At 45.3% G+C, this 12919-nt stretch carries 12 protein-coding genes; 6 read left to right on the forward strand and 6 right to left on the reverse strand.

From position 1 onward, the window contains the following. The first annotated feature begins 33 nt into the window (after positions 1-33). Positions 34-867, forward strand: a complete 834-nt coding sequence (locus HMPREF3179_RS04750; RefSeq protein ID WP_070469876.1) for a 5'-methylthioadenosine/adenosylhomocysteine nucleosidase — start codon at positions 34-36, stop codon at positions 865-867. A 3-nt stretch (positions 868-870) separates the two neighbouring features. On the opposite strand, the gene tenA is transcribed toward HMPREF3179_RS04750, so the two are convergent. Further along, positions 871-1551: a thiaminase II gene (gene tenA, locus HMPREF3179_RS04755; protein WP_018026503.1), complete on the reverse strand. Its 681-nt coding sequence runs from the start codon at positions 1549-1551 to the stop codon at positions 871-873. A 130-nt stretch (positions 1552-1681) separates the two neighbouring features. Here tenA and HMPREF3179_RS04760 point away from each other — a divergent pair, with 130 nt between their 5' ends. Then, on the forward strand, positions 1682-2326 hold the full coding sequence (locus tag HMPREF3179_RS04760; RefSeq protein ID WP_070469877.1) for an NAD(P)H-hydrate epimerase: 645 nt from the start codon (positions 1682-1684) through the stop codon (positions 2324-2326). Between the two features lie 59 nt (positions 2327-2385). Here the strand turns inward: HMPREF3179_RS04760 and HMPREF3179_RS04765 are convergent, their stop codons facing one another. After that, positions 2386-2880 (reverse strand): acyl-CoA thioesterase, encoded by a 495-nt coding sequence (locus HMPREF3179_RS04765; RefSeq protein WP_018026501.1) that lies wholly within the window; start codon positions 2878-2880, stop codon positions 2386-2388. Positions 2881-3073: 193 nt separating this feature from the next. On the opposite strand from HMPREF3179_RS04765, the gene HMPREF3179_RS04770 reads away from it, so the two are divergent. After that, complete coding sequence (locus tag HMPREF3179_RS04770) at positions 3074-4198, forward strand: M20 peptidase aminoacylase family protein (RefSeq protein ID WP_070469878.1); 1125 nt, start codon at positions 3074-3076, stop codon at positions 4196-4198. A 28-nt stretch (positions 4199-4226) separates the two neighbouring features. After that, positions 4227-5654, forward strand: a complete 1428-nt coding sequence (locus tag HMPREF3179_RS04775; RefSeq protein WP_070469879.1) for a YfcC family protein — start codon at positions 4227-4229, stop codon at positions 5652-5654. A gap of 350 nt (positions 5655-6004) precedes the next feature. Here the strand turns inward: HMPREF3179_RS04775 and HMPREF3179_RS04780 are convergent, their stop codons facing one another. From HMPREF3179_RS04780 to HMPREF3179_RS04795, 4 genes are all read right to left on the reverse strand, one after another. After that, positions 6005-7435 (reverse strand): FAD-binding oxidoreductase, encoded by a 1431-nt coding sequence (locus HMPREF3179_RS04780; RefSeq protein ID WP_070469880.1) that lies wholly within the window; start codon positions 7433-7435, stop codon positions 6005-6007. 102 nt (positions 7436-7537) lie between these two features. After that, the gene (locus HMPREF3179_RS04785) at positions 7538-8932 is read right to left on the reverse strand and encodes a 2-oxoadipate dioxygenase/decarboxylase HglS (RefSeq protein ID WP_048768620.1); all 1395 of its coding nucleotides are present in this window, start codon (positions 8930-8932) and stop codon (positions 7538-7540) included. 49 nt (positions 8933-8981) lie between these two features. Next, on the reverse strand, positions 8982-10274 hold the full coding sequence (locus HMPREF3179_RS04790) for a 2-aminoadipate transaminase (RefSeq protein ID WP_246824375.1): 1293 nt from the start codon (positions 10272-10274) through the stop codon (positions 8982-8984). A gap of 89 nt (positions 10275-10363) precedes the next feature. Continuing rightward, positions 10364-11293 (reverse strand): LysR substrate-binding domain-containing protein, encoded by a 930-nt coding sequence (locus HMPREF3179_RS04795; protein WP_070469881.1) that lies wholly within the window; start codon positions 11291-11293, stop codon positions 10364-10366. Positions 11294-11772: 479 nt separating this feature from the next. On the opposite strand from HMPREF3179_RS04795, the gene HMPREF3179_RS04800 reads away from it, so the two are divergent. Both HMPREF3179_RS04800 and arsC read left to right on the forward strand, forming a co-directional pair. Next, the gene (locus HMPREF3179_RS04800; protein WP_070469882.1) at positions 11773-12144 is read left to right on the forward strand and encodes a DsrE family protein; all 372 of its coding nucleotides are present in this window, start codon (positions 11773-11775) and stop codon (positions 12142-12144) included. A gap of 326 nt (positions 12145-12470) precedes the next feature. Next, positions 12471-12845, forward strand: a complete 375-nt coding sequence (gene arsC / locus HMPREF3179_RS04805) for an arsenate reductase (glutaredoxin) (protein ID WP_070469883.1) — start codon at positions 12471-12473, stop codon at positions 12843-12845. Positions 12846-12919: the final 74 nt, after the last annotated feature.

Genomic DNA, 12919 nt, shown 5'->3' on the forward strand with positions numbered 1-12919 from the left:
TACAAGGCTATGTTTTAAGAATTTATCAACACCATGCCATATCAATCCAATCTGCCCGACACCCAAGCCTCTTTATTAAGCGCTGAACAGCCAAAACAAGCACCCATTGGCATTATGGCCGCTTTAGAGCAAGAAATTGCTGCTATTTTAAAAAGCATGGAGCATCAGGTGACTATTCGTACCGTGGCAGATCGTCGCTACCACCTCGCCGAGCGCAACGGTCAACAGTATGTGATTGTGCTTTCCCGTATCGGCAAAGTCGCCGCCGCTGCCACCGTCACCACCTTGATTAATGTCTTCGGGGTTCAAAGCGTGCTGTTCACCGGGTTAGCAGGCGGTATTCATGCTGATGTCAAGGTCGGTGATATTGTCATTGCTCGCTCCGTGTATCAGTACGATTTAGACGCTAGTCCCCTTTTCCCTAAGTACAGTGTACCCTTACTAAATAAGACATTTTTTGATACTGATGAGGCACTCAACGATAAAATCGCAAAGGCCTGTAACGACTATTTAGCACAGGACTTTGCCACTGCTTTTGAGGGCAATAAGCGGCCACGCTTTTTCCAACGTGATATCCCTAAAGTACATCAAGGCTTGATAGGTAGCGGGGATGTCTTTGTCAATGCGCTAGAAAAGCAAAATCAAATCGCAGAACAAATGCCTAGTACGCTCTGTGTTGAAATGGAGGGAGCCGCAGTCGCCCAGGTTTGCTATGAATATGCAATCCCCTTTGCTATCTTCAGAATTATCAGCGACCGAGCGGACTCCAAGGCCGAGCTGGATTTTAATGAGTTTCTCAACGAAATCTCACCGCACTACGGCTCGGCAATTTTGACACGTCTTTTGGACCAACTAGCAAGTAGTTAAAGCCTAAACCTTTAGCTCTAACCCCGCTTGCCAGAAGTCAATTTCCAAACGGGTGGCGTCGCGGAAAATCGCTTCAAGCTCCTTAAAGCGCTCCTCATCAACCCTTGCTAAGGCTTGATTCAACCACTCGATCTCAGCTTTAGCGGCCTCTTGGAACTCGTCGCTGATGTACATTTTTATCCACGGTAAATAAGGATTCGACTCATCCATCACGGTAAAGTCCTGCGCTTCTAGCCATTTACCAATTTCCGCATAACCGATCAGGCATGGCACCAAGGCCACGTGTAAATCCAGTAAATTCCCCTGATTACCGGCATCCAATACATAGCGCGTATAGGCCATGGTGGCACGTCCCTCAGGTAATACCTCTAACTCCGCTTCAGTAATGCCCCACTTAGCGCAATACTCGATATGTAGATCGAATTCAACATCCACAATGGCCATCAAACTCGCATAACTCTGGCGTAACTCACGTAGATTACGGCTTTTATAAACGGCAAGACCCCATGCGCGTGCAAAATGGACTAAAAACAAATAATCCTGCTTCAAATAATGCTTAAACGCTTCTTCAGGGAGTGTTGCTGCCCCCAACTGACGGACAAAGGCGTGCTGAGTATATTCCTGCCACTCCGCCGCACTACTCTGCTTTAAACGCTCTAAGGGTGTAAGATTTGAATTAGTCATACAATATCCTGGGTCTAAGGGTTAATCGAAAAATACATGCTACAAACCGTCAAGCTAAGGGTCTGTGCCATGCTTGAGTATAGCAGTAACGGTTTATTTAATATCAAGTTGAGGTGAGTTTTTGAAAGCGATGAAGAGAATTTATACCGCTGCCGCCATGCGCCAGGCAGAAAAACAAGCGGTCGAGCGCGGCACGAGCTATGAGCAACTGATGGAAAATGCCGGTCAAGCTGCAGCAGAGGATCTATTAGCGCGTCTCGCAGCTGCTAAATTAACACGCCCAGGCAGCGTGTTTATCCTGTGTGGTAAGGGAAATAACGGCGGTGATGGTCTTGTGATTGCCCGCGCACTTGCCACAGCGGGTCTTTGCGTAAAGATACTATTCGTCTTAGGTGAAGATTTATCACCTCTAGCCGAGCTTAATCTAAAGCGACTAGCGGATTTATCTACTATCAAGTACCTCTCGATTGATGAGTTCAGCACTGAGGTAATGAACGATAGCACGGCGTGGATCATTGACGGCGTATTTGGCACTGGATATAGCGGTGATTTACCGACATCGGTAGCGAGCGTGATGGCTGTGGCCAATCAAGCAACGGCTTATCGCATCGCGTTGGATGTACCAAGCGGTTTAAACTGTGATAGCGGTGCCATTGCCAAAGATAGCTTTAAAGCCGATCTCTGCTACACCTTTGGCGCTTATAAACCAGCCCATATGATGCCACAGGGCAAAGCCATGTGCGGGGAACTTGTTTGCTTAGATATTGGCATTTAGTCAGCTCCTCACGAGCGAATAAACCAGCGCCGAGTGCTTGGGATCGGCTCACTCAGGGATTAATCTAATTCAGTTTGGGTTTTAATCTCGCTCTGACGCCCTTCCATCTCACGACGCAGTTCGCGACGTCGTTGCGCCGCGTTAAAGCGACAAATTTCAATATCATCGCTTGGCTCAAGTGGCGGCACAGGAATTGCCTTACCCTGTTCATCGACTGCCACCATTGTGAAAAAGCAGCTATTGACATGCCGTTGCTCACGCGTGCGAATATTTTCCGCTAGCACGCGAATACCCACCTCCATCGATGAGCGGCCGGTATAGTTGACCGAGGCTAAAAAGGTCACTAGCTCGCCGACATGGATGGGCTGTCTAAAAATCACCTGATCCACCGACAGCGTCACCACATATTGACCCGCATAGCGGCTGGCACACGCATAAGCTACTTGATCGAGAAACTTCAAAATCGTGCCACCATGCACATTGCCGGAGAAATTTGCCATATCCGGTGTCATTAATACGGTCATGGAGAGCTTGTGTTTGGCTAAATCTGTCAAAATCAATCCTCGGATAAATTGAAAATAAGAATTATAGTCTGTTATAGTGCTTAACGGTTGTGTGGGCGATAAAATGCTACCCTCTTGACGCACTGACTATTTTCAGTTTTAGGGTGACGCTTAGAGTCGTCGGCAGCATAATCACATATTATGTTCAATCCCTTTGTTTATCATTTATCCAAGGAGTTATCTTATGACGGCGGATATAGAAAAAAAGATTCATCAAACCTTCCAATATTTGCATGACAATGCTGAACTCAGCTGGGAGGAAGTTGAAACCACCAATTATTTGAAAAAACTGCTGGAAGAGCATGGTTGTGAAACCATTACTTTTGATGACTGCACTGGTGTAGTTGGTAAATATGGCAATTTTGACGCTGGTCTTCCTGTGGTTGCGATTCGTGGCGACATTGATGCCTTATGGCAAGAGGTGGATGGAGAATTTAAAGCCAATCACTCTTGTGGTCATGATGCGCACATGTCGATTGCCCTAGGTGCTCTATGGCTATTACAGACAAGACCTGAGCTTAAGGATAAGGTTGCTTTAAAAGTAGTTTTTCAACCCGCAGAAGAAGTCGGTGCAGGCGCCTTGAAAATGGTTGAAAAAGGAGTGATTGATGATGTGGAGTATTTTTATGGCTTACATCTACGTCCCATCGCAGAAACCGTGATGGGACGCGCATCACCAGTGATTATTCATGGGGCTACACGCCGTCTCATTTATGCAATTAAGGGCGATGATGCGCACGCGGCTAGACCTCATCTCAATAAAAACGCTATCGAGATTGGTAGTGAAATATTGCAACTAGTTAGCAATATTCATATTGATCCTAGAATTCCTCACTCTGCCAAAATGACACAATTCCAAGCAGGCGGTAGAAGTGGCAACATCATTCCTGGAAGCGCCACCTTCACACTGGATTTACGTGCTCAAAACAATGACACCATGGAAATCTTAGTGAACAAGGTCAAAAACATTGTCGACAGCATCAAAACGCTCTACAACGTGGACATTTCCCTCACTAAGGAGAGTGGCATTGTGGCGGCAGTAACGAATGATGAGGCTATCGCCATTGCTGAGGCTGCCATCATTAAACAGCTTGGTGAAGAAGGCCTAGAAAAGCCTATCGTCACACCAGGTGGCGATGACTTCCATTATTACACCGTTAAAAAGCCCGCATTGAAGGCCACGATGATCGGCTTAGGCTGTGATCTAGAGCCTGGCTTACATCACCCAAACATGCGTTTTAATCATGACGCATTGATCAATGGTGCCAAGGTTCTTTATCAAATGATTTTGGATACCTACAAAATCTAAGTGCAAAGTTTTAGGAAGGAGTCCCACAATGACTGAACACAAAACTAAAAAATCGCTGAAGATGGCTATGCCGGATGCTTTTATCATCATCTTCGCCATCTTAGTCTTGGCTGCGATTGCGACCTATATAATTCCTGCTGGTAGCTATGAGCGCGAGGTGGTGGATAAAATCACGCGTGTTGTACCTAATAGTTATGCTCTGACTGAGGCAAATCCAGCCAATCTCTTATTTATTTTTAAAAGCATCCAGCTAGGGATGATTCAAACCGCCAGTATTATCTTTTTAATCTTAATTATTGGTGGTATTGTCCATGTGATTGAGTCAACGGGCGCAATCAATGCTGGTATTAACCAATTAATTATTAAGACCAAAGGCAATGATCGTTTATTAATTGCCTCAGTGGCGGGCCTATTTGGTGTGTTAGCCTCAATGGGTTTGTCAGCGAATGTGGTGATTGCCTTTATACCCATTGGTATCACCTTAGCACGCTCACTAAAGCTTGATGCCATTACAGGGGTAGCGACCATCTATCTCGGCTACTACGCAGGTATGATCGCAGGGATTTTCGATCCAACCATTTTAGGTTTGGCACAAACCATTGCCGAGCTACCGCTCTTTTCTGGTATGCCTTTACGTGTTGTTATCTTTATCGCCTTAATAAGTATTGTGATTATTTACACCACACGTTATGCCGCTAAAATCAAAAAATCACCTGAGCTTTCTAAGATGGGCGCATTCCCATTTGGCGAAGAAGGTGATCCAGAGCTCGTAGCAGAAGCAGAGAAATTGCAATTAGACACGAACTTTACCTTAACGCATAAACTCGTTTTCTTCACTTTTATTGCCTTTATTGGTTTCTTCATCTGGGGTGCCTTTGAATACCGTTGGGGCGTGAATGATTTAGTCGCCATCTTCTTAATGATGGGCGTAGTCATTGCCTTGATTGCACGTATTTCACCCAATGAATTCATCCGTCGATTTATCAAAGGCGCTCAATCCCTAGTGTATGGCGCTTTGGTAGTGGGTTTAGCTCGCGCTATTATTGTTGTACTCTCTGAGGGCAATGTCATGGATACCATTGTGTATGCTGCATTGGTTCCACTAGAGGCCACTTCACAATTCCTTGGTGCGCAGCTGCTTTTTGTCTTTAATATGCTATTCAACCTACTAGTCACCTCGGGCTCAGGTCAAGCCGCCATTGTGATGCCGATTATGGTGCCCATCGTAGATATCTTAGGCATTACACGCCAAACAGGTGCACTTGCCTTTATGTTGGGTGATGGTTTTACCAATATCATTACACCAACCTCGGGCGTACTCATGGCGGTATTAGCCGTTGCCAAGGTTAAGTGGATAGATTGGGTACGCTTCGCCTTCCCGCTACTGCTGATGTGGATTGTGGTCGGGGTGATTGCGGTAGGCTATGCCACCCTCACTGATTATGGACCTTTCTAATCGCCAGACGATGCCCCGTCAACGGAGCTCGACAGTATAGGGAGCTGAGCCCTTCAAGTTGGGTGCTTAGTTTAGTTAGATATGGGACTGATTGCTGTATTCTACAGGACTCAGTCCTTTTAACTTTTAAGTTTTTACGATAGCCCAACCGACCAACAAAAAACCCACTAGAGCAAAGCCAAGCTAGTGGGTCCTAAGCGACTGATATCGCGAGATTTAGCAATTAAACATCAACAGCCTAAATTTGCTCCTGAGATTGCCGCTGATGACGTTCAGTTTGATCGACGCTCGTTGAACCCATTGACCAACCTTATTTAGACCAAAAGCGCAACGAGCCACTTGATATTTTGCTAATCAAAAATCTTGCCACGATTCATAATGCCGTTTGGATCAAATACCTCCTTAAGGGCTTTTAAATATTCAATTTCGCAATGGCTACGACTGTATTCTAAGTAAGGCTTTTTGGTCATACCCACGCCATGCTCGGCAGACACCGAACCACCGTATTTCTGTACGGTAGCAAACACCAAATCATTGACCGTGCGACATTTTTCAAAAAACTCGTCTTTAGATAAATCCTCGGGCTTTAAAATATTAAGATGCAAGTTACCGTCGCCAATATGACCGTACCAGCATGTTTCAAAGTTAGGATAGTTCGCATTTATCACGGATTCAATCTCTTTAATAAATTCAGGCACGTAGCTAATTAAAACAGAGACATCATTTTTATACGGTGTAAAGACTGAGATGGTTTCTGAAATATTCTCGCGCAATTTCCAGAGCTCAGCGGCTTGAGCTAGGCTTTGACTCATGACACCATCCACCACCCAGCCATTTTCCATACACTGCTCAAACAAAGCCATGGCCTTATCCATTATCGGCTCATAGGGCGCCTCAAACTCTAATAAGGCATAGTAATTGCTAGACGTTTCAAAGGGACGCTGCACATTGCCAGTGGCCATCAGCTTATCAAGCGCAACCTTATCAAAAAACTCAAAGGCGGTTAAATCAAGTTGCGATTGGAAAGCTGATAAGACATGCATCACATGATCAAACTCCTCCAAACCAAATACCATCACAGTAAGATTCTGTGGTGCCCGTTCTAGTTTAATTTGTGCCTTAGTGACGATGCCTAGGGTACCCTCCGCACCGATAAATAGATGACGTAAATCATAACCGGTCGCATTTTTAATCATGCCGCGATTAAGTTCGAGAATATCACCTTTGCCCGTGACCACTGTCAAGCCTAAGACCCAGTTACGGGTCAAACCATAACGAATGACCTTAATGCCACCCGCATTCGTGCCAATATTACCGCCTATTTGGCTAGACCCTGCCGATGCAAAATCGACCGGATAGTAAAGCCCCTTCTCCTCAGCAAATTGCTGTAGTTGTTCGGTAATTACTCCTGCCTCGACTTCAACCATTCGGTCAGCAGCAAAAAAACGACCGATTTTGTTCATTTTGTCCATGCTGATAACGATTTCACCATTGCTGGCGACTGCCCCGGCTGATAAGCCGGTGCGACCACCACTTGGAGTAAGCACGAGCTGATGTTCATTGGCCAACTTAATTACCGCCTGAACTTGCTCAGTCGATTTAGGAAAAACAATCGCTGCAGGCGCGGGCTCGAAATGTACGGTCCAGTCCCTACCCCAATGCTTGAGGCTAGCCTCATCAGTCTTGATTTGACTCTCATCAAAGCCATGGTTCTGCTGCAAGGCTTGAAGGACTTGAGTCACGCTTTCAACCTTGGTCACAACTAATTTATCTTTTGACATGTATATACCCTAAAAACACAGAAGCAACCCTGCTGATTTTTTAAAGAAAGGTTGCTTCCTAGACTGTGATAATGCTTGAGAATGAATACGTTTTGAGCTCAACTACTTGCTAGCTTGCTTTTTCAAATACTCAATACAGTATTCCTTACTCCTTTCTTGCATCATACGATACAACTCAAGTTCATCATGAACCGGCGCACCCAGCGCTTTTTCAAAATCATCTTGATTCGAGCTCTCACGATAACCCCCTTGTTGGGCATCTTTTAAATTGGAATGAAAGATGCCGGCAGCACTGACGGGCAAAAAGTCCTCATAGACAATGGGTTCAATGCGTAATACACCATTGCTTATTAACTCATCCATCGCTTGGTGTGAGCTCGCCTTGTCTATCATAGCCTCATTTACCTGATAATAGAAATAAGCGAGTCCCTGCTCGTGCATACTGTGATAGTCATCCGGAAACGCCTCAAAGGCCTGGGATAGCAATTGATAATACTCATCCGCATTCGTGGCATTTGGCGTTGCGCCCAACTGACTTCGAGCAGCATTTAGCAACTGATCATAAAGCACTCGGCCTTTAGGCGTAAGCGCCACACCGCGTTGCTCAATTTCACCAAAGCGTGCCGTATGAGTCCCTGCCACCGTGCTGCCCTCTTCCCCCGTGAAATTCACCGCCTCTTCTAGCGCCTTAAAGCTGGTCTGGCGTAATAAGATGGGGCATTGACGACGCGGTGGCCCCTCAATAATATCTTTAGGAGGAATATTGCGCTGACTCATACCCTTTTGAACCAAATCAATATCTAAGGTTCTGGGGGTTAAGTGATTAATATGAGGGCCTTTAAAACCGACAATATCCGCAATTAATCCATGCTGACTTAATAGCTGATCGTATAATTCCTTGCTAATAGGTGAAGACTCATGCCAGCGGAACGTTTCTAAGGCTTCAAGCACAAACTCTTCACCCTGCTCTTGGCTAAGGCCACCTTGCTCCTCAAAGCATTCGATTAACTCAACTACTCTATCTGTAAAAATATTCCGCTTAGCTAATGCTTGCTTGGCCTGATTGCGTAAAGCCTCATCCTCAATCAGCTCCAAGCGTAATAACGAAGTAAAGACTCTAAAGGGACTGATATTTAAGGACTCTGTACTCAATGCACGAAACGCGGTAGAATGCACCGGCACGCCGGCGGGCGTTAAATCATAGTAACCCACTGGATGCATGCCCATCACGGCAAATAAACGTCTCATCGTATTTAATTCTTGTGCCGTACCAACCCGTATCGCACCATGTCTTTCCGCAGCAAGACGCTCAAGCTCACCCGTGTTAATTAGCTGCTGCTTAATGTCTGGTTGCTGCTGCATCACGAGTTCATTCACGTCGTCTACCAATTCAATTAAATCGGTATACAGTGGCACCTCCTTTTGGTACATCGCCGACATCGCCTGTGAAAACTTGAGTCGAATATCATCGCTGCTCATGAAATTTTTCTCATTCATCCTGAATTACCTCAATACTCGATAGATTATGTAGTCTCTTATAAAAATTTTACTCAGCGAGGGTGCTGAGCACGTGTTCTAAAATATCCAAGCCTGCTTCCAAAGTCTCTGGCTCAATGGTTAAAGGCGGTAATAAGCGGATAATATGACGATCCTTACCACTAGGCATCAGTAACAAGCCTTTTTCACGCGCCCTTGACAGTACCTGAGTCATAATTTCTGGCGCAGTACCCTGTTCGGGATGGCGCAATTCAATACCACGCATGGCACCAATGCCTGTTATTTTGCACAACCAGTTAGACAACCCCTCAGACTGCCAACGCGCAAAGCGAGTTAGCAAGCTCTGCTCGTATGCTTGTGCTGACAACCAGACCTGCCCTTCTGCCATGATATCAAGCGTGGCATTAGCGGCGGCGCATGCGACAGGGTTACCCGAGTAGGTTCCGCCTAAACTACCCTTAGGCAGTCCATTGATGATCGAGTCCTTGCCAATGACCGCCCCCAAGGGGAGACCGCCGGCAATACTTTTACCCAATAGTATAAGATCCGGCTCTATCCCTAAATGAGTAAATGCAAACGGTGTCCCAGTTCTACCAAAGCCAGATTGAATTTCGTCCATTATCAGCAAGATACCATGCTCATCACAGAAAGAGCGCAAATACTTGGCAAAGGTTTTGGACAGCACTTGGAATCCACCCTCACCTTGTACTGGCTCCACAATGATGGCACCAATATTGTTGATATCCGTTTCAACCGTCATCAAGCGGTCTAATGCTGCTATCGACTGCTCATCAGGGATATCATTATCTGGACTTGGAAAAGGAATATGATGGACGCTACCGGGCAAAGGACCTAAGGCAGTTTTATAGGGTGCCACCTTGCCATTTAAGTTAACAGAGGCCAGGGTGCGGCCATGAAAACCCCCATCAAAGGCAATGACCCCCACTCGACCCGTTCTCATGCGCGCAATTTTAAGCGCATTTTCCGTCGCTTCAGCGCCGCTATTAGTCAGCATACCCGACAACCCACCGCTGATGGGTATCACTTCACAGAGACGTGGCATTAAGCGTTGATAGGCCTGATGACCCGCCGCATTGTAGGCATAATGAATTAAATGCTCGGCTTGCTTTTGGATCGCCGCCACAATGCTTGGATGACAATGGCCAAAGTTTAACACTCCAATACCACCAACAAAGTCAATGTACGCCTTGTTTTGATCATCCCACACAATGGCATTTTTACCCTTGATAAGGGTAATCGGGTGCACCATGGTAAAGGCATCTACCACATTATATAAATTCGTCATATCCGTTCTTAGATCCTCTAAATCATCTTGCTTCATTTGAACAGATGTAGCCTACATAGACAAACGAATAAAAGTTAGCCATGCATTCCTTTTGCTATGGCTATGCGCATTTAAATACTTAGCGACTAAGGTCTATCCATCTCAGCATGTTGTTCTAGGTACTTAGTAATCCAGTTCAACATCGCCTTGACCCGATAACTATTATCTAAAGATAAAGGATATGACATATAGTAGGAACCATTACCCTTAGCGATGTAATCCCACACTTTGACTAATTGACCACTCAACATTTCAGGTTCCACTAGCCGCTGAGGAACGAGTGCGACTCCATAGCCCATTAATGCTGCGGAGATGATGGCATAAAAGGTATCAAAGCGAGGACCATTAAAGTTATTTTCAATACTAATTGATTGCTGCTTAAAGTAATCATGCCAAGCGCTAGGTCTAGAGATCAGATGCAGCAAGGTCACATCATTCACCCCCAGACCGGCTGAGCTTATTTTTTCTAAATAGGCTGGTGAGCAGACTGCCACACAGTGCTCATCGAATAACTTAATTGAGTGCATGCCAGCCCACACACCGCTACCATATAAAAAAGCGATATCGACATCATGCTCTTCAGAGAAAAAAGGACCCACTTGCTCTTTTATTTCAACAGAAATTAAAGGATAGGCTTGATTAAATCCAAGCATCGCTGGCACCAACCAGCGTGCACAAAAGGTAGGATGAGACGTTATTTTTAGCGTTTCTACGTTGTCGGCGGTTGACATCAAGGAGATGGTAGCCGCTTCAATATGCTTTAAAACATCTAAAATCTCAAGGTAGTACCTTTTACCGGCAGGTGTTAAAAAAATACGTTGTGCAGCTCGATAAAACAGTGGTGTATTGATCATTTCCTCCAGCTGCGACACCTGCTTACTCACCGCACTTTGTGTCATATTCAGCTCCTGTGCTGCCTTAGTAAAACTCAAATATCGAGCAGATGACTCAAAGCACTGCAATGCCGTTGTGGAAGGGTATTTTTTAAAACTCAGTGAATCTAGGGTCTGCTTCATTACTTAAATACATCGGGTGGAGGATAAAGATTGAAACATAAGCAATCCTCTCTTAAATCAAAGCCACATAAAACTAGAGTTTACCTTGAGATTGCAAATTGCCCTTAGCGTTGTTGCCCAAACTACACATGTCAAGCGAAGCCAGCTGGTCAAATATCGCCTTCGCTGTTAATATTTTGATATCATTCTTACAATTATTTTACACATCAGATAAATAAGATTGCCCTGATTGTAGACGACATTTCACTGCACAAAAGCAACTAATCCCGTTTCAGCTTTTTAAGTTTCAAACAACACGAGCGGAGGTGGCATGTACAGGGTTTGAGAAAATCTCATCGACATCAAATATCAGCCATTACATTGACGCACGACGGCGTTTCACCTTTATAATGAGTTGCGACTACGCTTGCCTTCTAAATCAAGGTCTGAGTAACGCAACCATTCGACTTAAGTAAAAAGATTCTACGTGAGGAAATACAATGCGCAATACAGATTTCGTTAGTACTGTTTTTGATGGTCCCGATAAACCGAATAAAGCCACAATCGCTTTTACCATGTCGCTCGCTGCCCTTAAAAAGGGACATAGTTGCACCGTGATCTTAATGGGGGATGCCTCTCACTACGCCAAAGCCGGTGCCGCTGACGGCATTCACATTGGTGAGCCCTTTGCCGCTTTAGCTACTTTAATGCAGGAATTTATCGAGCTTGGCGGACAGATTGTGGGTTGTAAATCATGCATTATTCATCAAGGGATTCAGCTAGATGACGTGCAGCCCGAGTATGAAGTTATCACGGCACCGGATGTGGTGGATCTACTCATGGCCAGTAAGGGCTCATTACAGCTAACTTAGTTGTGGCTTGAGGGCTAAGCAAGGACTTAGCCCTTTGCTATCCCTCAAAAAAGACACTATTTTCATTCGAACGACGTATCGTGCCCTGCCTTGATTTGTTGTATTGCGTCAGTGCTCGCTAGCGCTTTACTCCACGTGCGCCTGTACGGTTGAGGTGTGCGGCAGTCATGAACACGGGTCATAGCAGCCCTATGTATTTGCTCCCTAAACTTAGCGTAGCCATAAGATAGGGGCTGATAAGGCGATAGCAAAACGAACTGATCAGCATATCATCCCACTGTCTGTGTTAGCATCACTTAGAATCATTTAACTAGTAAGGAATTTTTATGAGCAAAGTCACGATTTACCACAATCCACGCTGTGGCACCTCACGCAATGTCTTAGCACTGATTAATGCGAACACCGCAGAGCTTGAAGTCATTGAGTATTTAAAAACACCACCAAGCAAAGAGCAATTAGCCAAACTCGTGGCTGATTCAGGTCTTGCGATACGTGATTTTATGCGCCAAAAAGAAAGTCTTTACCAAGAAAATGATCTGGGTAATGCAAAATGGAGCGATGAGGAGCTGCTTGATTGGATGGTTAAAGAGCCTATTTTGATGAATCGCCCCGTGGTCGTCACTGAGGCAGGGACGCGGTTATGTCGTCCTAAAGAAGTCTTATTTGAGATTTTGCCAGCCGCTAAAGCAGCAGACAACTAAGCCCGCACTGAATCCTGCATAAGCCTTGTTAAATAGCGCGCAGCAAAAACCCCTGAGAGCGTTAGCTTTCAGGG

Origin of the sequence: Oligella sp. HMSC09E12 (genome assembly GCF_001808505.1) — a bacterium.
GTDB classification, from domain to species: Bacteria; Pseudomonadota; Gammaproteobacteria; order Burkholderiales; family Burkholderiaceae_B; genus Oligella; species Oligella urethralis.